18 protein-coding genes and 1 tRNA gene are annotated in these 21,329 nt (G+C 69.5%); 11 read left to right on the top strand and 8 right to left on the bottom strand.

Going from position 1 to position 21,329, the window contains the following annotated elements:
* The first annotated feature begins 145 nt into the window (after nt 1-145).
* The 3 genes from ACFVYR_RS00855 to ACFVYR_RS00865 are packed head-to-tail and all read left to right on the top strand — an operon-like array spanning nt 146 to nt 1,856.
* Complete coding sequence (locus ACFVYR_RS00855) at nt 146-844, top strand: hypothetical protein (protein ID WP_384247188.1); 699 nt, start codon at nt 146-148, stop codon at nt 842-844.
* Nucleotides 841-1,095 carry a hypothetical protein gene (locus ACFVYR_RS00860; RefSeq protein WP_384247190.1) on the top strand — a complete coding sequence of 85 codons (255 nt, stop codon included), beginning with the start codon at nt 841-843 and terminating at the stop codon, nt 1,093-1,095. The genes ACFVYR_RS00855 and ACFVYR_RS00860 overlap by 4 nt, the downstream gene beginning before the upstream one ends.
* Entirely contained in the window at nt 1,092-1,856 is a 765-nt protein-coding gene (locus ACFVYR_RS00865; protein ID WP_384247193.1) for a metallophosphoesterase, read from the top strand. Before ACFVYR_RS00860 ends, ACFVYR_RS00865 begins: the two co-directional genes overlap by 4 nt.
* A gap of 87 nt (nt 1,857-1,943) precedes the next feature.
* Here ACFVYR_RS00865 and xdhC read toward each other — a convergent pair whose 3' ends face one another.
* The 3 genes from xdhC to ACFVYR_RS00880 are packed head-to-tail and all read right to left on the bottom strand — an operon-like array spanning nt 1,944 to nt 6,626.
* On the bottom strand, nt 1,944-2,753 hold the full coding sequence (gene xdhC / locus ACFVYR_RS00870) for a xanthine dehydrogenase accessory protein XdhC (protein WP_384247195.1): 810 nt from the start codon (nt 2,751-2,753) through the stop codon (nt 1,944-1,946).
* Between the two features lies 1 nt (nt 2,754).
* Nucleotides 2,755-5,151, bottom strand: a complete 2,397-nt coding sequence (gene xdhB, locus ACFVYR_RS00875) for a xanthine dehydrogenase molybdopterin binding subunit (protein ID WP_384247198.1) — start codon at nt 5,149-5,151, stop codon at nt 2,755-2,757.
* A complete protein-coding gene (locus ACFVYR_RS00880) occupies nt 5,148-6,626 on the bottom strand; it encodes a xanthine dehydrogenase small subunit (protein ID WP_384247200.1) in 1,479 nt (492 codons plus the stop codon). Before ACFVYR_RS00880 ends, xdhB begins: the two co-directional genes overlap by 4 nt.
* Before the next feature lie 610 nt (nt 6,627-7,236).
* On the opposite strand from ACFVYR_RS00880, the gene proP reads away from it, so the two are divergent.
* The 4 genes from proP (at nt 7,237) to ACFVYR_RS00900 (ending at nt 11,485) form a co-directional block, all read left to right on the top strand.
* Entirely contained in the window at nt 7,237-8,793 is a 1,557-nt protein-coding gene (proP, locus tag ACFVYR_RS00885) for a glycine betaine/L-proline transporter ProP (RefSeq protein WP_384247202.1), read from the top strand.
* Between the two features lie 235 nt (nt 8,794-9,028).
* Complete coding sequence (locus ACFVYR_RS00890; protein WP_384247204.1) at nt 9,029-9,382, top strand: hypothetical protein; 354 nt, start codon at nt 9,029-9,031, stop codon at nt 9,380-9,382.
* A complete protein-coding gene (locus tag ACFVYR_RS00895) occupies nt 9,379-10,830 on the top strand; it encodes an ImmA/IrrE family metallo-endopeptidase (protein WP_384247206.1) in 1,452 nt (483 codons plus the stop codon). The genes ACFVYR_RS00890 and ACFVYR_RS00895 overlap by 4 nt, the downstream gene beginning before the upstream one ends.
* Nucleotides 10,831-11,083: 253 nt before the next feature.
* The gene (locus ACFVYR_RS00900; protein WP_384247208.1) at nt 11,084-11,485 is read left to right on the top strand and encodes a hypothetical protein; all 402 of its coding nucleotides are present in this window, start codon (nt 11,084-11,086) and stop codon (nt 11,483-11,485) included.
* Between the two features lie 718 nt (nt 11,486-12,203).
* Here the strand turns inward: ACFVYR_RS00900 and ACFVYR_RS00905 are convergent.
* Nucleotides 12,204-12,527 carry a hypothetical protein gene (locus ACFVYR_RS00905; protein WP_384247211.1) on the bottom strand — a complete coding sequence of 108 codons (324 nt, stop codon included), beginning with the start codon at nt 12,525-12,527 and terminating at the stop codon, nt 12,204-12,206.
* Nucleotides 12,524-12,874 carry a hypothetical protein gene (locus ACFVYR_RS00910; protein WP_384247213.1) on the bottom strand — a complete coding sequence of 117 codons (351 nt, stop codon included), beginning with the start codon at nt 12,872-12,874 and terminating at the stop codon, nt 12,524-12,526. Before ACFVYR_RS00910 ends, ACFVYR_RS00905 begins: the two co-directional genes overlap by 4 nt.
* A gap of 1,247 nt (nt 12,875-14,121) precedes the next feature.
* Here ACFVYR_RS00910 and ACFVYR_RS00915 point away from each other — a divergent pair.
* Nucleotides 14,122-14,889 carry a DUF6907 domain-containing protein gene (locus ACFVYR_RS00915; protein WP_384247215.1) on the top strand — a complete coding sequence of 256 codons (768 nt, stop codon included), beginning with the start codon at nt 14,122-14,124 and terminating at the stop codon, nt 14,887-14,889.
* A gap of 27 nt (nt 14,890-14,916) precedes the next feature.
* Complete coding sequence (locus tag ACFVYR_RS00920) at nt 14,917-15,303, top strand: DUF6907 domain-containing protein (RefSeq protein ID WP_384247975.1); 387 nt, start codon at nt 14,917-14,919, stop codon at nt 15,301-15,303.
* Nucleotides 15,304-15,696: 393 nt separating this feature from the next.
* Here the strand turns inward: ACFVYR_RS00920 and ACFVYR_RS00925 are convergent.
* Nucleotides 15,697-15,770 (bottom strand) — tRNA-Pro (locus ACFVYR_RS00925).
* A 107-nt stretch (nt 15,771-15,877) separates the two neighbouring features.
* Between ACFVYR_RS00925 and ACFVYR_RS00930 the strand changes: the two genes are divergently transcribed.
* Nucleotides 15,878-16,399, top strand: a complete 522-nt coding sequence (locus ACFVYR_RS00930; RefSeq protein WP_384247217.1) for a DUF309 domain-containing protein — start codon at nt 15,878-15,880, stop codon at nt 16,397-16,399.
* Nucleotides 16,400-16,722: 323 nt separating this feature from the next.
* Nucleotides 16,723-18,828 carry an MDR family MFS transporter gene (locus ACFVYR_RS00935; protein ID WP_384247220.1) on the top strand — a complete coding sequence of 702 codons (2,106 nt, stop codon included), beginning with the start codon at nt 16,723-16,725 and terminating at the stop codon, nt 18,826-18,828.
* Between the two features lie 42 nt (nt 18,829-18,870).
* Here the strand turns inward: ACFVYR_RS00935 and ACFVYR_RS00940 are convergent, their stop codons facing one another.
* Together ACFVYR_RS00940 and ACFVYR_RS00945 are read right to left on the bottom strand one after the other, a co-directional pair.
* Complete coding sequence (locus ACFVYR_RS00940; RefSeq protein WP_384247223.1) at nt 18,871-19,650, bottom strand: sulfite exporter TauE/SafE family protein; 780 nt, start codon at nt 19,648-19,650, stop codon at nt 18,871-18,873.
* Between the two features lie 44 nt (nt 19,651-19,694).
* Entirely contained in the window at nt 19,695-21,221 is a 1,527-nt protein-coding gene (locus ACFVYR_RS00945) for a long-chain fatty acid--CoA ligase (RefSeq protein ID WP_384247225.1), read from the bottom strand.
* Nucleotides 21,222-21,329 lie beyond the last annotated feature (108 nt).

Genomic DNA, 21,329 nt, shown 5'->3' on the forward strand with positions numbered 1-21,329 from the left:
GCAGGGCAACTCCGACCCGTACAGCAACTGACCCGTGTCGAACCCGGCGGCCCGGGTACCGGTGCTACCTGAAGCAGGGATCGTCGGAGACCGGCGGCCTGCACGGTGAGTGCAGCGCGGCCGGGGTCCGGAAACGGAGCAGCAGGTGACGCCGAACGCAGAAGACACCACTCGCGACGCACAGAAGCCGGTGACGGAGCTGCGTCCGACAGGAGGAACCGCCGCAGGACCGGTCGGGGGCTCCCCGCACCACGAGATGTGTGCCGAGGAGCTTCCGCCCGATCTCAACCAGGCCATCCTGGAGGCGACCAAACAGGTCGCCGCCATCCTCAAGAGGCGCGAGCACGACTTCGCCCTCGCCGGCAGTGTCGCGGTCTACGCCCACGGCGGCACCGGCAACCTCCAGCACGACGCCGACTTCTGCATCAAACCGGAGGACGCCGCAGCGGTGGCGGCCTCGCTTGAGGAGGCGGGGCTCCCGGTGTACGCGCCACCGGAGGACTGGCTGCTCAAGGCCAAGTGCCTCGGCCAGGACATCGACCTCATCTTCCGGCTGGCGGGCGAGCCGGTCACCACGGAACTCCTCGGCCGCGCCGCGCAACTGCCGGTCGACTCGGTGCACATGCCGGTCCTGGCGCCCACCGATCTCGTACGGGCGCTGCTCGCCGCGTTCTCCGAGCACCACTGCGACTTCGGCGCCGTGCTGCCGATCGCGCGGCAGCTGCGCGAGATGGTCGACTGGGAGGCGCTGCGCGACGAGTACGGCGACATGCCGATGCCCGCCGCCTTCCTCTTCCTGCTGGAACGGCTGGAAGTCATCGCGCCGCGAGAAGGAGACCGATGAACGACCAATCCAACGTCGAGTACCGCATCGCCCACCTCAAGGACCGGCTCGCCGCGGAGGAACCGGGTGAGCTGGGCATGCGCGTCGAGGCCCGCGGATCGTCCGTGATGGTCGTCGGCACCGTGTCCACGGCGCAGTGCCGCGAGGAATTGCTGCGCACCGTGAACGAGGAACTGGCCGGCCTGACGGTCCACTTCGATGTCGCGGTGGCCGACGCGACGGCCCCGGACCACTCGGAGGAAGTGACATGATCCGCATCGCGGCCGTGGGGGACATCCATATCGGGCTGGAGAGCCAGGGAGTGCTCCGGCCCGCCTTCGAGACGCTCGACGACTGCGCGGACCTGCTGCTTCTCGCCGGGGACCTGACCCGCCACGGCACCCCCGAGGAGGCGCGGGTGGTCGCCCGGGAGGTGACCGGCCTGCCGGTGCCCGTGGTGGCCGTGCTCGGCAACCACGACCACCACGACGAGCGGCCCGACGAGGTCACCGCGATCCTGCGCGACGCGGGCGTACGCGTCCTCGAAGGGCAGGGCACGGTCGTCGAGGTCGACGGGGCCCGGGTGGGCGTCGCCGGCACCAAGGGCTTCGGCGGCGGCTTCGTCGGCCGCAGCGGCAGCGAGTTCGGCGAACCGCTGATGAAGGAGTTCATCCGGTACACCCGCCACTGCGCCGAGGGCCTGCGGACCTCGCTCGACGAACTGGCCGAGCAGGGCTGTGACACACGGGTGGCGCTGACGCACTTCGCGCCCGTGCCCGACACCCTCGCGGGCGAACCCCTGGAGATCTACCCGTTTCTCGGCAGCTACCTCCTGGCGGAGGCGGTCGACGCGGCGGGCGCGAACCTGGCCGTCCACGGCCACGCCCACGCGGGCACCGAACACGGGATCACGAGCGGCGGCGTACCGGTGCGCAACGTCGCCCAGCCCGTCATCCGCAAGGCGTTCAACGTCTACCACCTGCGCGGCGACCACGCCGCGGAACCGGCGTCGGCCGCGCGCAGCGCGACGTAGTCGGCGGGCCCGCCGACCGGTGCGGCCGTTCCGGTCGGCAGGTGGAGCCGGTTCAGTGCCCCTCGGTGGTTCAGTCCCCTCGGTGGTTCAGTCCCCTTCGGCCTCGAAAGTGCGCAGCAGATCGGCGGCGACGCTCACGGCGATCGTCGCGGGCTCCTTTCCGGTGATGTCCGCGAGACCGATCGGGGTCTTGATCCGGTCGATGGTGGCCTCGTCGTGGCCGCCCTCGGTGGCGAGGCGGCGGCGGAACCGCACCCATTTGGCCGCCGACCCGATGAGTCCGACGGAGCCGAGGTGGGGCGTGCGCAGGGCGGCGTCGCACAGCGCGGCGTCCTCGGCGTGATCATGGGTCATGATCAGCACGTGGGTGCCCCGGGGCAGCTCCGCGAGGACCTCCTCGGGGAGCAGCGGCGTGTGATGTACGTGCACCTGCCCCACCGCGTCCGCGAGGACGCCGAGACGCTCCTCGGTGAGAATGTCGGAGCGGGTGTCGACCAGATGGAGGTCGAGGTCCTGACGTGCCAGGATGCGCGCCAGTTCCAGCCCCACGTGCCCGACGCCGAAGATCGCCACGGCCCTTGCCACCGCCAGCGGTTCGAGCAGTACCGTGACCGTGCCGCCGCAGCACTGCACGCCGTGCCGGTTGGTCACCTTGTCGTTCAGGGCGAAGTCCATCAGCTCCGGCTCCGGTTCGGCCGCGGCGATCATCTCCCGGGCCCGGTCGACCGCGACGGCCTCGACGTTGCCGCCGCCGATCGAGCCCCAGGCGCCGGTCTCCCCCACGACGAGTTTCGCGCCCGCGTCGCGCGGGGCGTGGCCGCGCACGGCCGCGACGGTCACCAGCACGCCGGGCTCCCGGCGCGCCCGCAGCCGCCCGACCGCCGCGACCCATGACATGTCAGGCACCGCTCAGTACGTCGGCGTCGCTGCGGATCCCGCCGTCGGCGGCGGAGCCGTCGCCGGAGACCTCGTGCCGACGGGCCGCCTGGATCGCCCAGTACACCGCTTCCGGCGTCGCGGGTGAGGCCAGCTCGACGCCGAACCCGCTCGGCCCGAACACGGCGGCCGCCTGCCGCAGCGCCTCGCGCACCGAGAACGCCAGCATCAGCGGGGGCTCGCCGACCGCTTTGGAGCCGTAGACCACGCCGTCCTCGGTGGCGTTCTCCAGGAGCGTGACGTTGAACTCCTCGGGCATCTCCGAGAAACTCGGCAGCTTGTAGGTGCTCGCGGCCTGGGTGAGGAGACGTCCACGGTTCGGCCCGTCGCCGCTGTCCCAGCGCAGATCCTCGAGCGTCAGCCAGCCCGCGCCCTGCACGAATCCGCCCTCGACCTGGCCGATGTCGATCATCGGGGAGAGGCTGTCGCCGACGTCGTGCACGATGTCCACCCGCCGGATGCGGTACGCGCCCGTGAAACCGTCGACCTCCACCTCGGCCGCGGCGGCGCCGTAGGAGAAGTACTTGAACGGCGTGCCGTGGAACAACTTCGCGTCCCAGTGCAGCCCCTCGGTCCGGTAGAAGCCGGCCGCCGACAACTGCACCCGCTGGAAGTACGCGGTGCGCACCAGGTCGTCCCAGGCCAGCGCCTTGTCACCGCCCAGGGAGCGTGCGACGCCCCCGACGATGCGTACGTCCGACGCGTTCGCACCCAGCTGGACCGCGGCCACCTGCGACAACCGCTCGCGCAACTGCTCACAGGCGTTCTTCACCGCCCCGCCGTTGAGGTCGGCCCCCGCGCTCGCGGCGGTGGCGGAGGTGTTGGGCACCTTGTCGGTCCGGGTCGGGGCGAGCCGCACCTTGTGCAGCGGGATGCCCAGCGTGGTCGCGGCCACCTGCAGCATCTTGGTGTGCAGGCCCTGGCCCATCTCGGTACCGCCGTGGTTGATCAGGACCGAGCCGTCCTTGTAGATCAGCACCAGCGCGCCGCCCTGGTTGAAGGCGGTGAGGTTGAACGAGATGCCGAACTTGACGCCGGTCAGCGCGAGGGCCCGCTTGGTGTGCGGGTGCGCGGCGTTGAAGGCGGCGATCTCGCGTCGGCGGTCGGCGATGCCGCCGTTCTCCTTGACCTTCTCCCAGACGGCGGAGATCCGCTCGTGCTGGGTGACCAGCTGGCCGTACGGTGTCGTCTGACCCTGCCGGTAGAAGTTGCGCTCGCGCAGCTCCATCGGGTCGAGGCCGAGCAGTGGCGCGCACCGGCCCATGATGTCCTCGATCACCAGCATGCCCTGCGGCCCGCCGAAGCCGCGGAACGCGGTGTTGGAGACCTTGTTGGTCTTGGCGATGCGGCCCGCGACGCGCGCGTTGGGGATCCAGTACGTGTTGTCGATGTGGCACAGCGCACGGGCCACCACCGGTTCGGAGAGGTCCAGGCTCCAGCCGCCGTCCGCGGTCAGGGTGGCGTCCAGGGCGCGGATGCGGCCGTCGCCGTCGAAGCCGATCCGCCACTTCGCGTGGAACCCGTGCCGTTTGCCGGACATGGTCAGGTCCTGGGTGCGGTTGAGCCGCAGCCGGACCGGCCTGCCGGTCAGTCGGGCGCCGAGCGCGGCGACGGCCGCGAATCCGTGCGGCTGCATCTCCTTGCCGCCGAACCCGCCGCCCATGCGCAGACATTGCACGGTCACCTCGTGGCTGGGCAGCCCGAGCACGTGCGCGACGATCTCCTGCGTCTCCGAGGGGTGCTGGGTGCTGCTCTGGACGAACACCTGCCCGTTCTCGTCGACGAGGGCCAGCGCCGCGTGCGTCTCCAGGTAGAAGTGCTCCTGGTCGGAGAAGTGGAACTCGCCGGTGAACACGTGCGCGGAGTCGGCGAGGCCCGCGTCGACGTCGCCGGTCACCATGACGGGCCGTGCCCCGTGGAAGCTCCCGGCCGCGATCGCCTCCTGAAGGGTGATCAGGGAGGGCTGTTCGTCGACGGTCACCTCGACGGCCGCCGCGCCGAGCCGGGCCGCCTCCAGGGTCTCGCCGAGCACCCAGGCGACCGCGTGGCCGTGGAACATGACCTCGTCGGGGAAGAGCGGCTCGTCGTGCTTCATCCCGGCGTCGTTGACGCCCGGCACGTCGGCGCCGGTCAGCACGCGCACCACGCCGGGCACGGCGAGCGCGGGCCCGGTGTTCAGCGCGGTGACCCTGCCGCAGGCCTTCATGACCTGGACCGGGTACGCGTGCAGCACGTCCTTGGTGCGCTGGACCAGGTCGTCGGTGTAGAGCGCGGTGCCGGTGACGTGCTGGTACGCACTTTCGTGCGGCATGGGGACGCCGACGACGGGCTTTTCGGGGCGTTCGGACAACTGGCTCATGACGAAACCGCCCCGGTGGTCCGCGCGTACGACTTCAGCAGGCTCTGACCGAGCATCGCGGAGCGGTAGCGCGCGCTGGCGCGGTGGTCGTTCATCGGCGTTCCTTCCTTCTCCAGCAGCCTGGCCGCGGCCCCTACGGTCGCGGCGTCCCAGGGTCTGCCCTCCAGGGCCGCCTCGACGGCGAGCGCGCGAAGGGGCGTCGCGGCCACGCCGCCCAGGCCGATCCGTGCCTTGCGTACGATCCCGTCGTCGATGTCGAGCGCGAAGGCGACCGCGACGCTGGAGATGTCGTCGAAGCGACGCTTGGCGATCTTGTGGAAGGCCACGACCGGCGACAGCGGCAGCGGGACGCGCACCGCGCGGATCAGCTCGCCAGGACGGCGCACGCTCTGCCGGTAGCCGGTGAAGTACTCCGCCAGCGGGACCTCGCGCTCGCCGTCGGCGTCGGCGAGCACCAGGGACGCCTCAAGGGCGAGCAGCGCCGGCGGGCTGTCGCCGATGGGAGAGCCGGTGCCCAGATTGCCGCCAAGAGTCGCGCTGTTGCGGATGAGCCGGGACGCGAACTGCGGGAACAGTTCGGCCAGCAGCGGTATGCGGCCGTCGAGGCGGCGTTCGATCTCGGTGAGCGTCAGGGCGGCCCCGATCTCGACGTGGTCGGACGCGACGCGCAGCTCCCGCAGTTCGGGCAGCCGGTCGATGGCGACCACGACATCCGCGCGGCGGGAACGGATGTTCACCTCGACGCCCCAGTCCGTGGATCCCGCGACCACCACCGCGTCGGGCCGCTCGCGCAGCAGCCGCAGCACGTCCGCGAGGGTGGCCGGCCGGTGGAACGCTTGGCCGTCCCTGGTGTACTCGGTGGCGACCGGCGGGGGCGGAGCCTGCTCACGGCGCCGGGCCAGGGGGTCGTCGTCGGTGGGCGTGCCGACGGCGAACGCGGCGTCGCGAATGGGGCGGTAGCCGGTGCAGCGGCACAGGTTGCCGCTCAGGGCGTGCAGGTCGAAGCCGTTCGGCCCGTGCTCGGCGTCGCCGCTTCCGGTCCGCACGGCGCTCGCCGCGTCGGCGTGCGCGCAGCGGTCGGGCCGGTAGTACTCGGACGCCATGCTGCACACGAAACCCGGTGTGCAGTACCCGCATTGGGAGCCGCCGCGGGCCGCCAGCTCCTCCTGCACCGGGTGCAGGGTGGCAGGTGTGCCGGGTTCGCCGGCGGTGGCGAGGCCTTCGGAGGTGATGACCTCCTGGCCGTCGAGCGCCGCGGCCGGCAGCAGGCAGGCGTTGACCGCCACCCAGTCGGTGGGCTTGTCCACGCCTGGCCGGGCGACCAGGACCGAGCAGGCGCCGCATTCGCCCTCGGCGCAGCCTTCCTTGGTGCCGGTGAGGCCTTGCTCGCGCAGGAAGTCCAGCGCTGTGGTGTGTGGCGGAGCCGGTGAGAGCAGTGCTTCTTCCCCGTTGACCGTGATCCGGGCCTCTGTCATGACAGGCCTTCGTTCCGGTGCGCGGTCGGTCGCTTCATGATGTTCGCCAATTTCGGGCAGCTTTCTGTGTTCAGGCGCGCCGGACGAGGAGAGGGGCGCAGGACGGCACGCGACGGTGGCGCGCCGAAGGAGAAGAGGAAACCGAAGAGGAAGAGGGAAGGGCGGGCCCGAAGACCCGCGACGTGCCGCGGGCGGGCAGCCACGAACGTGCCACGTACGGGCACAGCAGAACGGCGTACTCAGGCGCCGTGTGCGATGCGACCCGGGACCCAGACCGTGCGCTGGGCGAGGCGACCGAGATCAGAGTCGGTGTTCATCCGCTGGTCGCCCCCTTTCGTCAGCAACAGGTCGACGGCCACCGCAACCTATGGGCTGGCGCCACCGGGGTCAAGAGGGGAACGGGACGGCGGCAGCGGGGGCCGGGCACCGGATGGCGCCGCCGTACCGTTTGCCGGTCTCCCATGATCGGCTCAGACTTACGGCGACACGGCTTTCTCTCGGCAGGCAAGAGGAGAAAAGCTCCATGGTGAAAGGCCACTCGCGCGGCGCTCCCCGAAAGCCCCGCGCGACGGAGGGCGAATCGCGCGCCTCGCATTCGGCGACCGACCGTATGGCACGCACGCTGCTGCGCCGCAGGAAGAAGGCGCTGAGCAGCGAGGACATCATGGTCTCGGACCGCCCGAAGGTGCGGCGCGCCGTCACGGCGGCCGCACTCGGAAACACCATGGAGTGGTTCGATTTCGGTGTCTACGCCTATTTGGCGGGCACCATCGGCAAAGTCTTCTTTCCCTCCAGTTCGCCGGGCGCGCAGGTGGTCTCCACGTTCGCCACATTCGCCGCGGCATTTCTCGTCCGCCCCTTGGGCGGTCTCGTGTTCGGGCCGCTCGGCGACCGCATCGGCCGACAGCGGGTGCTCGCCGCGACCATGATCATGATGGCTGTGAGCACCTTCGCGGTGGGCCTGCTGCCGACGTACGCCTCCATCGGCTTCGCCGCCCCGCTCCTGCTCCTCCTGTGCCGCCTCGTCCAGGGCTTCTCCACGGGCGGCGAGTACGCGGGCGCCACCACCTACATCGCCGAGTACGCCCCCGACCAGCGGCGCGGCTTCCTCGGCAGCTGGCTCGACTTCGGCACCTTCGTCGGCTACTCGCTCGGTTCGGGCCTTGTCACGGTGCTCACCCTGACGCTCGGGACCGACGGCCTGGAGAGCTGGGGCTGGCGCATCCCGTTCTTCGTCGCGGGACCGCTCGGGCTCATCGGTCTCTACATGCGGATGAAGCTGGAGGAGACGCCCGCCTTCCAGCAGGAAGCGGCGGCGTCGGCGGCCGAGCGGGAGACGGAGGCCGAGGAGGGTGAGAGCGACCCGGTCGAGCAGGCCCGCCAGTCGGGCCAGGGCCGCCTCAGGGAGATCTTCTCCCGCCACTGGCAGGCGATCCTGATCTGCATGGGCCTCGTGCTGCTCTACAACGTCACCAACTACATGGTGACGTCGTATCTGCCGACGTTCATGACGGTGACGCTCGGCGAGAGCGACACGACCGCACAGCTGCTGGTCCTCGGCACCATGCTGCTCGTGGTGCTCGCCATCACCACGGTGGGCCGCAGCTCGGACCGGTGGGGCAGACGGCCGATGTTCATGGTCGGCAGCATCGCGATGATCGCCCTGGCCGTTCCCGCGTTCCTGCTGATCCGCGAGGGCGGCATCCTCCTGCCCGCGTTCGGCTGCGCGATCCTCGGCCTGCTCCTGGTCTGCTTCGCCGGTACGGCCGCGGCCACGCTGCCGGCCCTCTTCCCCACCCGGCTGCGCTACGGAGCCCTGTCGATCGCCTACAACATCTCCGTCTCCATCTTCGGCGGCACCACCCCGCTGCTCGCCTCGTTCCTGGTCGACACGACGGGCAACACGCTGGTCCCGGCGTTCTACCTGATGGTGGCCGGGGTGATCGGCCTGATCTCGACCTTCTTCCTCCACGAGACGGCCGGCCGCCCCCTGCGCGGCTCCGGCCCCATGGTCGAGACCCACGACGAGGCCCGCGAGATGGTGGCCCGCAGCCGATCGGAGGCGGGCCGCCACGCACGGGACGTATGGCTGCGGCTGTGGCATCCGCGCGGAGGCGGGCGGGGCGGCTCCAAGGGCCGGAGGGGGGAACGGCACGGTCGGGAGTGACAGGCCACAGGCTTTCCGAGTGCAGAAGGTGCCTCCCGGCGTCCCGACGGCTGAGCGAGGCGTCCCCCACACGCACCTCCGCCGTCGCTTCGGCCGCATCCGTCGCCGGTTCGTCCTTCTCGCGCACCGCACGGAAGCGGCGGGCCCTAAGCTCCCCTGGCAGATGACAGCGGGTCACGGATGACAGCGGGTCACGGTGAGTGACCGCTCACGGGCAACGGGGGGACGGGACCACATGACCGTCGAGGAGTACTGGAGCAGGAGCGACGACGAGCTGTACGCCTTGCTGGGAGCGGAGCTCCTGGGTGCGGGCGTGGGGCTCTCCCCCGCTGATGACGAGGACAAGCGCCGGTTCGGGCAGCAGTGGTTCGCCAACAAGCACCGGGAACTGCAGAGCAAGATCTGTCATCACGAACGGGCCCAGGCACTCATGGGCACCACCGGTTCGGACCGGCTCCTCGACGCCTACGCCCTCCAGGAACTGCTCCAGCAGTCCATCGGCGACCCCATGACCGCCACCCTCATCGCCGTCCTCGTCGCCAGAATCGGACTCGGTACCTTCTGCCACAACGCGCCCGCGCGCCCATGAAGACCCTGGCGGACCGCAAGCGCGCGCTCCTCCAGGCGGACCGCGAGGCGGCGCTGGCGGAGAAGCGGCGGCAATTGCGGGAACTCGGAGCCCACGACCTGCTGCGACGGGTCGACGACTACTCCACCGACTGGCGACAAGACCCTGGGTACAAGCCGGGCACCGACCTGTCCGTCGGCTTCGTGGACATGGTGGGCGAGGAGTTGAGGGCCGCGATGGCCGACCTCGGGGCGAGCGCCGCCCGGCTCGACTCGGTACGCGTCGTCACCACGCTCGACCAAGCCGTGTCGGCCCAGGTGACCCCCTTCGCCGACGGTTCGGGCCTGGTCATCGTCGCCGACGGGATCTTCGGCATGTGCTCCAGCTACTGCCAGTACCTCGCTCTCTGCGCCGACAAGAGGTCCCACGCCACGTCACGGCCGACGGCCCTCTGGCGGCTGCTGCGCGACCTGGGCAAGGGGGAGGTCTTCGGGTACGAGGACGTGCTCACCGCCCTGCTGCGCTACCACACCGCCCATCAGCGAGCCCTGGCCGTGTCGACGCAGTTGGGAGTGCGGCTCAGCCCGGCGGGTGAGCGGTACGCCTCGCAGCTCAGTCACTTCGCCTATCGCTTCGTCATCGGCCACGAGATGGCCCACCACGTTCTCGGACACTCCCACGGCCCGAGCGCGTTCGTGCCGGACGAGCACCTCCCGGCCTGCTCCGCGGACGACCGCAGGGAACGGGAGGCGGACCGGCTCGCCTTCCAGGCCACCAGACGGGCCAGTGAAAGGCAGAGCAACGGCCGGTGGGAAACCATGGTCATGCTGGAGCGGGCCACCATGGCCGCGCTGATGGCCATGATGGCCCTGCACGTGGCGGAGCGGACGGTGTTCGTCCACCGCGGTTGCACGCATCCCCCGGCCGCGGTCCGGACGGGCTGGCTGCTGGAGCAGCTCAAGCCGGGCAAGCAGCGATCCACACGCCGTCTCCTGTGCGTACCGATGAAGGCCACGGAGGCCGCCACCGATCTGTCGGAGCATGCCCGGCCCTTCTCCTGGCAGGCGTTGGACCCGGACCTGGTGTACAGCCCCATGCCCCGCTCCCACCTGGAGGCGATCGGCGAGCTCGACGCGCTGCAGTGCGAACCGGAGGGCTTCCACGTCGCCTGGCTGGAACGGCACGCCACGGCCGACACCGCCTGGCTGGGCGAAGGAGCGCGGCTGGCCGCCGCCGGGGAACCGGTGCCCGCGCTGCGACGCTGGGGCGTGGACGAGGACACCGCCAGCACGCTGTGCGACCCTCAACGGGCGCTCACCTTCTACACGTTGAAGGAGCACATCGCCCGGTCCTTCACCGAGCGGGGCATCGCGGAACCGTGGGTGGCGCCACACGCGCTGGCGGCGGCCATGCTGATCGCCAGACGCGTGCAGCCGCGCCGAGCCCACCTCGCGCAGGGCCCGGGGTAAGCCGACGACGAGCGCGGCGGACGCCGTCAAACATGGCGATGTCCACCGGGGCAGCTCCGCAGGCCCCCAAGATCACCGCCGGCGAACCACTGAGGGCGCCCACCGCCCGCGGCGGCGAATGACCAGCGGGGTGCGGACGACGGCCTTCTCTCCACCACGAACCCGGCAACACGGCGGCGATACGGGGTAGTTGACATGCCGACACAGGTCGGGCCGAGGGGGCTTGGCCGCGACGTATGAACGGGGCGCTGCGATGATGAGTCTCGCTGTCTCGGCCACGGTGATGGCGCGCGGGAACAGCATGGACGGGCCGACCGACTGGGCCCTGTTGGTCGGGGTCCTCGTGCTCTACCTGGCGATCGGCTTCGGCCTTGAGTACCGGGCGAAGCGGCGCCGGGGTGCGGACGAGCCGGTGAAGGCGGCGGCGAAAGGGCTCTTCGCGGAGCGGGACGGCAGCGCCGGCGCCGACCCGCAACAGTACTTCGCCAGTCGCATGGTGATGCTGGTGGGCGCCTTGGCCACGGGCCTGGCCGGCTACTTCACGCACAGCGCGCCCACTGCCGTACAGGCCCTGGTGATGAGCGCGGTGGCGGTCGTGGCGATCTCCGCGTGGGCGTACTTCGACTACCGCACGGAGCCGCGAGAGGAGTCGTGACCTGTAGTTCCGCTGTGCCGCGAGAAGGCAGCCCCGGCCCCCGGGCAAATGTAAAAATTCCGGTGCCACCCGACCGAAGAAGTCCGTAGCGCCAAGGACAAGGCAGCGGCGGACGCGCCATAGGCCAGGCGAAGCGGCCCGCCGCACCCAATGCTGGACCGACCAAGGGCCGGTTTTCGTTCCGGATTACCGGCACAGACCTCCGACTGCTGTACAGCGCGCGAGAGTACAGCGAGGAGTACGGGATCGAAGACCAACGAGATTACGGCCGCCTGTCCGAGTGGGAGGGCCTTGAGAACTTCCGCTCCGTTTCCTGGGAAGAGGACGAGCAGCAGAGCGCTGAGGATCTACGTCAAGTCGAGTCCGACATGTCCGAGTTCTTCGGCCTGTAGCGGCATCGGGCCCAGGAGCGAGCCGTCCCCAGAGACTTTCCGAAGGGTGACGTGGAAGGCAAGCCGCTCCGCGTTGCCCGTGGTCGCTGATGAGCACTTGTGCGCTCATGCCTGGGGCGCCCATGGACAGGCGTGTTGCTCGCAGCGTTCGCGGGAGATGAGCTCGGCGATAGCACTGATGGCGGCTACAGGGTCCGGGGAGTCGGCGACGACATCGATGACTCCCTCGTCAAAGGCGTCCAGGACTGGGCTGCCGAGCCCGATCGCACCAGCAGCGACATGGTCGGCCTCGAGCTGGGCAATGACGTGCGCTGCGGGCGATTAGGTCATGCTGTCACCTCTGCTTCCACTCCGATTCGCTTGGCGAGGTAGTGGAAGACGGCACTGATTCCGGCCAACGGGTCGCCGCCGGGCACCAGCGGCGCGCAGATGATCACCGCATTGATGAAGTCCTCAATGCGCTCGTCAAGGCGTCCGGCTTCCCGCATGCGGGTACGGAAGCCTTCCATGACCTCGCTGACGGCGTCGGTGCGATCGGTACTGTCGGCGCACGAAGCACACAACCCGTACTGGTCGCCGGTCTTGCCGGAGCGGACCGTGACGGCTGGGCTGCCCTCATAGACGCACACGGAGGTGTCGGTGAGTGTCATACCTGTGCCACCTCAAGGTGCGTGATGACCTGATTGAGGGCCGAAAGGCGAAGGTGCGGGTCCTGGCCGATGGGTACGACGAAGACCCGATCGCCTTGCTGCTCCACGAAGTGTGCGACGTAGCTTTCGCGGAGTTTAGGATCCATTGTGGATAGGTCCCACTCAACCACCCGGAGCCCGTACTCGGCGGTGAGGGCCTCGAACGCCATCACCGGGTTGGGTGCAACGTCCCTAGAGTGATTCAGGTCGTCGATTTCTGACGCCAGAACCTCTCCGACTGCCCGGTGACTTGAACCGTCGGACTCCGTGCGCTTGGCGTTGGGGATTGTCGCAGCCGTCTTCGGCATACTGCGCCTCCTGGGAAAGGGTAAAGGGATTTGGTTTCCTGGCGGGACGAGACCCGCGACTGCGTTCCCTGTATTGATAGATGTCCCGTCGGGACACGGTCGAGGTGGAAACCTCGTTCGGGGGACCACTCCTGGAAGTAGGTAGCCTCTTATGCGATTTGCGCGTACACTGCGCCGCTTCAGTACGGCAGCCCATGCTCCCCAGTCCATGTGCGAAGCCAATGCTCAACGTCACCTCATCGAGCGCGCCGGGTGATTCTGGTATCGATGGGCTGGGTTGAGAAAGCGAAGAGAGTGACGAGTGACCTCCTTACGAGAGGTCAAGCCACTCAGTCGACGTGATCCCTTCCGTGGTGGAACTACTGCGGCATAGAGCGGAATTAGCTCCTGCGTCTCTGCGTCGATGAACGTCGCCGGATCGCGTTCGCTCGTGGAGTCCACCCCGCTCGCAAAGCGCTCATGGCACTGCGATCTGCCGGTCGGCAACAGCGAACCTGGCGAGCCCATCACCGAGACCTCGGTTTGAGAGCTGCACGAGGAGACCAACCTGACGGAGAAGTATCTTTGCAGCCCATGAGTGGACCGGCTCGCTGCCGCGGTCCTGGCTGAACTCCACAGCGAGTGGCAAGTCTTCGACCGCCGCCACCTCTCCAAAGGCCGCATGCCCGAACTCTTCGCCGAGAGGGCCACCCCGCAGCGGCAGATCCCCGCAAAACCGATTCACACGAGCTCGACTGAATCACCACTCGGCGGGACGCCACCTATAAACGTAACCGCCGCTGGTCGGCGGACGGAACGTTGGCGATCCTGCTGTCCAATCCGCGGGCCGGATCGACTGGCGCGTGTCGGTGGAACTCCACAGTGGTGAGAACTCACCCGCATGCCGCCTACGCGAGGAGAGCGTCGCCGGGGCGCTTCCTCAAAAGGGGCACGGCGAAGGCTGCACTCAAGACGTCGCGTACGGGTGAAGAGCGCACCCTTTCGGCCTCACCGCCGTACCCAGCGCGTTCACCGGACCGCGTGCAACAAAAGACCAACACTGCCCCGCAGGCCTCCGATTCACCACTGGAGAAGCGGATTATACCGCTGGATAGCCAGCTTCGCGACAAGTGCTGCTCGAACGGAGCACGTATGCCTGCACTGGGCGAAGCTTAATAGGGAGCCGAGCAACAGAGGGCGTGCAGCCGCTGGTTGCCCCCATAAGCCGAGCTCTCCGGCCCAACCTTTCCACTACAAGGAGAAAGATCGTGAGCGTCGCTATCCCGACAACCCCAAATAGCGTGGAAACCAAGGACCTCGCCGCCGTTGCCTTCCAACTCGCCAAGTCGTCCCCACTACCGGCAAACGCCGACCACGACCACAGCAACCAGCAGCTGTGCACCGTCCACCCGGACTGGTGCATCGAGACCGGCGTCCACGATGCTCACCTCGGAGCCTGCCACGTTGTCATAGGCAATGACGGTCGGGAGCTGCTGGACGCGCGGCTACTGGACTTTCACGGTTCAGAGACAGTCATCTGCCTGGGTGAAACGGACACGGATGCGGTCGAGGCCCGCCTAAAAGCGACGGAATTGCGCAGGTTCGCCGACAAGCTCGAGTTCCTCGCGGACAAGGTGAACGTCTCCAATGACCATGAGCAGCCGCGCAGCACAGAGATGACCGCCTGCCCCAACGGCGTCTCCTTCTGCGATGGAAACCCCAGGGACCACAAGGACCCACACGAGCGCTTTCATCACGGCCCGCTCATCTCCATGGGCGCCCACCGCCCGTACTCCAGTCGGCACGGGGAGGGCATCATGGCCTTCCATCCATCTCAGATCAATGACGAAACGCCCAGACTGGTTTTCGTCGCCGACGGCGACTGGCCGACGCTCAGCCTCGGAGAAATCGACGAGCTGATCAGCGACATGAGTAGGCACCTGGCGAAGCTCCGGGCTGCAGGTGCGCAGATCGCAGTCCTGATGTCCGAGCACTGTGGCGCGACAACCTCAGCGCCTGACCACACTTGGACGTAAGACGACATCTACGAGACCCGGCACACCATCACCTGCCCGTCCTGGTGTACGACTGACCACGCCGGGGACACGGACGGTAAGCGCCATCCGGCCGACCTCCACCACCAAATGTATGGCGCCGTGGCTTACGCCGAATACACCGACGGTTACGAGGACTACGAGTCCTGGCCGCTTCTCTGCGCTCAACTCGACGTAAGCCCGGACTCGACTGTCAGCGCGGCCTACCGGGTGCCACACGTTCTGATTGAAGTAGCCGCCGATACGTACACTCGTCCGATGGGGCCGGACCAGCTGGCCGAGTTCATCGAGACGGTGGCCAGGCAGTTGGATGAACTCCGCGCGATGCACTCCCGGCTCACCGCTGCCCGCACCGAATGGGCCGCGCCGTCCGACACGACCCCCGAGACCGCGTAGTCCAGGCGGTCCAAGACCGCCCCGAGGTCCGCGTCTCCCAGCGTCGTAGTCCGCCGGCTGCGCAAACGACAAGCTCTGGATGACGTGTGCACCGAGACACGTTCACGCAGACATGGGGTCGCTGAAACCGTCAAGGGGACGAGTGGGAGCACGGCCCCATGACGAGTATGCGGGCAAGGGTGCGAACAGTGACCCTTGCCTCGTGCACCAGACCGGGCAGCGGAGATGCTCCCTGGGAGCGACCGGGTCGGGTGACCATCCGTCGACCCTCGGTTGACGTCGCTCCCAGACTCCCGCTCCCTGGGAGCGCTGGGAGCCGCTCCCCGCTCCCAGAATTGCTCCCAACACGAGGTAGGGGCCATCCGAAGATGGCCCCTACCTGCGACGTTTCCGTCGGGACGACAGGATTTGAACCTGCGACCCCTTGACCCCCAGTCAAGTGCGCTACCAAGCTGCGCCACGTCCCGTGGTGATCGGTGCGGTGTTCCGCGTGATCACAGGTAGAACTCTACCCCACGTCGGAGGGTGCTCCGTTCTCCGGTGACCGTCGTCAGCCACGCGCGACAATCGACGTATGAGCACCGCACCGGAACCGTACGACAGTGGCCGTCAGCGTGATCGCGACGAGGAGGGGCGGGCCCGCAATCAGCGGCCTCGTGACGGGCTCGGCCGGCCGCTGCCCTATGGCTCCGACGGGGTGCCGCGGCAGCCGGAGGGGGTCGTCCGGACCCCTGAGGAATCCGTCGTCGAGGCGCAGGCGCTGCTGGCCGCGGGGCGTCCCTTCCACGCGCACGAGGTCTTCGAGGATGCCTGGAAGTCGGGGCCCGCGGCGGAACGCGGGCTGTGGAAGGGGCTGGCTCAGCTCGCCGTCGGTCTCACCCACTCGGCCCGCGGCAACACCACGGGCGGGGCGCGGCTGCTGCTCCGCGGGGCGGGGGCCGTCTCGGCCTGGAGCACGGAGTCCGGGCAGCCCCGGCCGTACGGGATGGACGTCGCGGAACTGTGCCGCTGGGCAGAGGCGTTGGCGGAGCGGCTGGGGCGTGAGGGGGCCGCGGTGGACGCGGCGGCTCACGCGCCGCGGTTGCGGGAGGGCTGAGCGGGCCGTGGAGGGGCGGCTCACGCGCCGCGGTTGTGGGAGGGCTGAGCGGGGTGGGAGGGGCGGCTCACGCGCTTCGTACGGGTCCGCCCACGCGCCTCGTACCGGTCCGCCCACGCGCCTCGTACGGGTCCGCCCACGCGCCTCGTACCGGTCCGCCCACGCGCCTCGTACCGGTCCGCCCACGCGCCTCGTACCGGTCCGCCCACGCGCCTCGTACCGGTCCGCCCCTGGCGGGCCGCTCGCCACCCTCCCTCCCCCCTCATCACCGAACCGGCCTCCCCCCACATGCACACCCCCCGCCCCGATGTGAGGGTGGCCGTGTGACCACGACCGATCCGCCGACCGCGTCCGCGTCCTCCCCCGCCGGGGCGCAGGGCCCGGCGCAGGCTCAGGCGCCGCCCGTCCTCGACCGGCGGCGTCGCAACGTCATCTTCGTGACGATCATGCTGGGGATGCTGCTCGCCGCGCTCGACCAGACCATCGTCGGCACCGCGCTGCCGACGATCGTGTCGGATCTGGGCGGGGCGGAGCACATGTCGTGGGTCGTCACGTCCTATCTGCTCGCGGAGACCGTGGCCACGGTGCTCGTCGGGAAGTTCGGTGACCTGTTCGGGCGGAAGGTCGTCTTCCAGCTCTCGGCGGTCATCTTCATCACGGGCTCGTTCCTGTGCGGCCTGTCGACGAACATGACCTTCCTCATCGCCTGGCGGGCGATGCAGGGCATCGGGGCGGGCGGCCTGATGGTCACGTCCATGGCGCTGATCGCCGACGTCATCCCGCTGCGCGAGCGCGGCAAGTACCAGGGTGCGATCGGCGCCGTCTTCGGGGTGTCCACCGTGATCGGGCCGCTGCTCGGCGGGCTCTTCACGGACCACCTGAGCTGGCGCTGGGCGTTCTACGTCAACGTGCCCATCGCGATCGTCGTCGTCCTCGCCGCCGCCCGCACCATCCCCGTGGTGAAGTCCGCCGTGCGGCCCGTCATCGACTACCTCGGCATCGCGCTCGTCGCCATCGGTGCGAGCGCGCTGATCCTGGCGACGAGCTGGGGCGGCAACCAGTACGCGTGGGGTTCGCCGACCATCATCGGTCTCTTCGTCGGCGGTCTGCTCGCGCTGGCGCTGTTCTGCGTCGTCGAGACGCGCGCGGCCGAACCGATGCTGCCGATGCGGCTTTTCGGCAACCCGGTCTTCACGGTCTGCTCGATCCTCAGCTTCATCGTGGGCTTCGCGATGCTCGGCGCCATGACGTTCCTGCCGACGTACCTCCAGTACGTCGACGGGGACTCGGCCACCATTTCGGGCGTACGGACGCTGCCCATGGTCGTCGGGCTGCTCATCGCCTCCGTCTTCAGCGGCAACGTCGTCAGCAAGACCGGTACGTACCGCATCTTCCCCATCGTCGGCGCGCTGGTGATGGCCCTCGGGCTCTACCTGCTCTCGCTGATGGGCAGCGCCACCAGTACGTGGCTGGAGTCGCTGTACATGTTCGTGCTCGGCGCCGGGATCGGGCTGTGCATGCAGGTCCTCACGATCGCCGTGCAGAACACCGTCCCGTACACGGATCTGGGCACGGCGACATCGGGGGTGACCTTCTTCCGTACGCTGGGCAGCTCGTTCGGCACGGCCGTGTTCGGCACCATCTACGCCAACACCCTCGCGCCGAACCTCAAGGACGGGGTCGGCGCGGCGGTACGGGCGGGCGGTGATCCTTCCGTCGTCGGCAAGGCGGCGCAGAGCCCCGCGGGGCTGCACGAGCTGCCCGGGGGCGTCGCCGCGCCGATCATCAAGGCGTACGCGGACACCCTGCAGACCGTCTTCCTGTGGACCGTCCCCGTCGCGCTCATCGGGTTCCTGGTGGCGCTGTTCCTCAAGCAGGTCGAGCTGCGCGACAGCGCGCGCATGGGCGCCCCCGACATGGGCGAGGGCTTCGCGCAGCCGATGAGCGGCGACTCCGGGCACCTGCTGGAACGGGGCGTCGCCAACATCATCGGCAATGTCGGCATGACCACCGCGCGTGGCATCATCCGGGACTCCGACACCCGTCTGGACATCGCGGGCGCCTGGGCGGTCATGCAGGTCTCGCTGTTCACCCGGCTGGTCGGGCACGCGAGCCTCGGGCTGATCGCCGCGCGGCGCAGGATTCCGCCGGAGGTCCTGGTGCCGGTCTTCGACCGCATGGTCGAGGAGGGCTATCTGACCCGTACGGGCACGTACTTCTCGCACACGCCCGCCGGGGAGCGCGAGGCGGAGGTCATCTCCCGGGCGTGGGCCGCCTGGCTGGGCGAGGAGGTCGAGAAGGACCTCGGCCGTCCCGCGGACGAGGAGCTCACCGCGGCCGTCGACACGATCGCCAAGCGGCTGCTCGCCGAGGACCTGGAGGACGGGCTCTCGACCGAGACGTCGGGCGCCACGGTCGCCGTGCGCTGAAAGCCTGTCTTTGAACCCCCGTCGTCCGCGCGAAGCGCGGGCTCAGCGCAGCAGCAGTTGGAGGCCGCCGAGGACGGTCGCGCCGATCACCAGCTGTTCGAAGAGCCGCTGGTCGATGCGGTGCACGGTGTACTTGCCGAGGACCGCGCCCGGCACCACGAACAGCACAAGGGCCGCGTCAAGGAGCAGTGAGCGGGCGTCGATCAGACCGAGGCCCACGCTGAACGGCACCTTGGACGTGTTGACGATCAGGAAGAACCAGGCGGACGTGCCGAGGAAGCCCAGTTTCCTGAAGCCCGCCGAGAGCAGGTACATCGACAGCACGGGGCCGCCCGCGTTGGCGACCATGGTGGTGAAGCCGCCGAGTACGCCGTAGGAGGGGGCCTTGAGGCGGCTGCCCCGCGGCCCTGCTTCCTCCGCGGGTCCTTCTTCCTCCGCGGGTCCCGCCTCCGTCGCCGATCTGCGGCGGGCGACGGTGACGGCCGCCATGAGCAGCAGGATCACCCCGATGGACATGCGGACGACGGCGTCGTCGGCCCACCTGAGGAAGAGCGTGCCGAGGACCACTCCCCCGGCGACGGCGGGGAACAGCCGCCACAGGGTGGGCCAGTGGGCGTGCCTGCGGTAGGTGAGCACGGCCAGGATGTCGCCCGCGATCAGGATGGGGAGCAGGACGCCGGTCGACGCGCGGGCGGGCAGGACGGCGGCGAAGAGCGCGAGGCTGATGGTGTTGGCGCCGCTGACGGCGGTCTTCGAGAAGCCGACGAGCACCGCCGCCGCGGCGAGTGCGGCGAACTGTCCCGGTGCAAGATCCCATCCCATGCGGGCATTGTCGCGCGCGTTCGTCCGTGCTTCCCGCGCGCCTCCTACGCGCTGTAGTGGGTGCGCAGTTCGCGCTTGAGGACCTTCATGCTGGGGCCGAGCGGAAACGCGTCGGTGAACTCCACGCGGCGCGGGTACTTGTGGCGGCCCAGGTGTTCCTTGGACCACTCGATGATCGCTTGTGCCGTCTCGGGCACCGGGTCGGCGGCGGGGACGAGGACCGCGCAGATCTCCTCGCCGTGCACGGGGTCGGGCAGGCCGATCACGGCGGCCTGCGCGACGGCCGGGTGGCGCATCAGAACCTCTTCGACCTCGCGCGGGTAGACGTTGAAGCCGCCGCGGATGATGACGTCCTTCTTGCGGTCGACGATGGTCAGGAAACCGTCGGCGTCCTTGGTGCCCAGGTCGCCGCTGCGGAACCAGCCGTCGACCAAGGCCGCGGCGGTCGCCTCGGGGCGGCCGAGGTAGCCGGAGAAGACGTTGTGGCCGCGGACGACGACCTCGCCGACTTCGCCGGTGGGCAGGAGTTCGACACGGTCGTCGATGTCGGCGCGGGCGATCTCCACGTCGACGCCCCAGAGGGGGTGGCCGATGCTGCCTGCCCTGGTGCCGAAGTCGGGCTGGTTGACGGAGGCGGTCGGGGAGGTCTCGGAGAGCCCGTACCCCTCGTACACGGGAGTGCCGAAGGCCTTCTCGAAGCGTTCGAGTACGGCTACGGGCAACGAGGCGCCGCCCGAGATGCAGATCCGCAGCCGGGGCAGCTCGACGGCGTCCGCTGCGTCCGCGGCGGCCGCCACCAGGCCGACGTACATGGTCGGCACACCGTGGAAGGTGTTGACGCCCTCCGCGACCATCAACTCGATGGCGCGGGCGGCGTCGAAGCGCGGCAGCAGGACGAGTGTCGCGCCCGCCCGCCACGTCGAGTTCATGGAGACGGTCTGGCCGAAGGCGTGGAAGAGCGGCAGGGCGCCGAGGGCTACGTCGTCGGGGCGGACGTCGTTGGCGTCGAAGGCGTTGACCGTCGCGTTCATCACCAGGTTGAAGTGGCTGAGCACGGCGCCCTTGGGGACGCCCGTGGTGCCGCTGGTGTAGAAGATGACGGCCGGGTCGTCGGCTTCGCGCGTGGCGTACGTGGTGAGGGGCTCGGCGGCGCGGGCCAGGGTCTCCAGCTCGCCCTCCTCGCCGAGCCGCAGCATGCGTACGCCGGTGGCCTCGGCGGCGGCCGCGCCCGTCCGCGCCTGCGCGGGGTGGCACAGGAGCAGGGTCGCGCCGCTGTCCCGCAGCACGTGCTCGACCTCCTCGGCGGAGAGCAGCAGGTGGACGGGTACGACGACTCCCCCGGCGGCGAGGACGGCGTAGTAGGCCTTCGGGAACTCGGCGGTGTTGGGACCCATCAGGGCCACCCGGTCCCCCGGCCGCACGCCGAGCCCGGCGAGGGCCGCGCCCTGGGCACGGGCCTGACGCCACAACTCCGCGAAGGTCGACCGCACTTCACCCTCGACGAGCGCGATGCGGTCCGGGTGACGGCGGGCGGGTTCGGCGAGGATCGCGGCGAGGGACAGCGTGGCCATGAGGGGAGGGCTCCGTTTTCGTGGGGCTTGCGGTGGATCCTGGCTCGTGGGGGGGGCGGGACGTACCGAGGGGGCGACCTGTTCGCCGACAGCGGCGGCGCACATCCG

It is taken from the genome of Streptomyces sp. NPDC058284 (assembly GCF_042881135.1).
Taxonomy (GTDB): domain Bacteria; phylum Actinomycetota; class Actinomycetes; order Streptomycetales; family Streptomycetaceae; genus Streptomyces.

What these genes read in the sequence shown, in the direction of transcription:
- ACFVYR_RS00860 (WP_384247190.1), top strand. Translation starts at nt 841, where the DNA reads ATGAACGACCAATCCAACGTCGAGTACCGCATCGCCCACCTCAAGGAC.
- ACFVYR_RS00865 (WP_384247193.1), top strand. Translation starts at nt 1,092, where the DNA reads ATGATCCGCATCGCGGCCGTGGGGGACATCCATATCGGGCTGGAGAGC.
- xdhC (WP_384247195.1), bottom strand. Translation starts at nt 2,753, where the DNA reads ATGTCATGGGTCGCGGCGGTCGGGCGGCTGCGGGCGCGCCGGGAGCCC.
- xdhB (WP_384247198.1), bottom strand. Translation starts at nt 5,151, where the DNA reads ATGAGCCAGTTGTCCGAACGCCCCGAAAAGCCCGTCGTCGGCGTCCCC.
- ACFVYR_RS00880 (WP_384247200.1), bottom strand. Translation starts at nt 6,626, where the DNA reads ATGACAGAGGCCCGGATCACGGTCAACGGGGAAGAAGCACTGCTCTCA.
- proP (WP_384247202.1), top strand. Translation starts at nt 7,237, where the DNA reads ATGGCACGCACGCTGCTGCGCCGCAGGAAGAAGGCGCTGAGCAGCGAG.
- ACFVYR_RS00890 (WP_384247204.1), top strand. Translation starts at nt 9,029, where the DNA reads ATGACCGTCGAGGAGTACTGGAGCAGGAGCGACGACGAGCTGTACGCC.
- ACFVYR_RS00895 (WP_384247206.1), top strand. Translation starts at nt 9,379, where the DNA reads ATGAAGACCCTGGCGGACCGCAAGCGCGCGCTCCTCCAGGCGGACCGC.
- ACFVYR_RS00900 (WP_384247208.1), top strand. Translation starts at nt 11,084, where the DNA reads ATGATGAGTCTCGCTGTCTCGGCCACGGTGATGGCGCGCGGGAACAGC.
- ACFVYR_RS00905 (WP_384247211.1), bottom strand. Translation starts at nt 12,527, where the DNA reads ATGACACTCACCGACACCTCCGTGTGCGTCTATGAGGGCAGCCCAGCC.
- ACFVYR_RS00910 (WP_384247213.1), bottom strand. Translation starts at nt 12,874, where the DNA reads ATGCCGAAGACGGCTGCGACAATCCCCAACGCCAAGCGCACGGAGTCC.
- ACFVYR_RS00930 (WP_384247217.1), top strand. Translation starts at nt 15,878, where the DNA reads ATGAGCACCGCACCGGAACCGTACGACAGTGGCCGTCAGCGTGATCGC.
- ACFVYR_RS00940 (WP_384247223.1), bottom strand. Translation starts at nt 19,650, where the DNA reads ATGGGATGGGATCTTGCACCGGGACAGTTCGCCGCACTCGCCGCGGCG.
- ACFVYR_RS00945 (WP_384247225.1), bottom strand. Translation starts at nt 21,221, where the DNA reads ATGGCCACGCTGTCCCTCGCCGCGATCCTCGCCGAACCCGCCCGCCGT.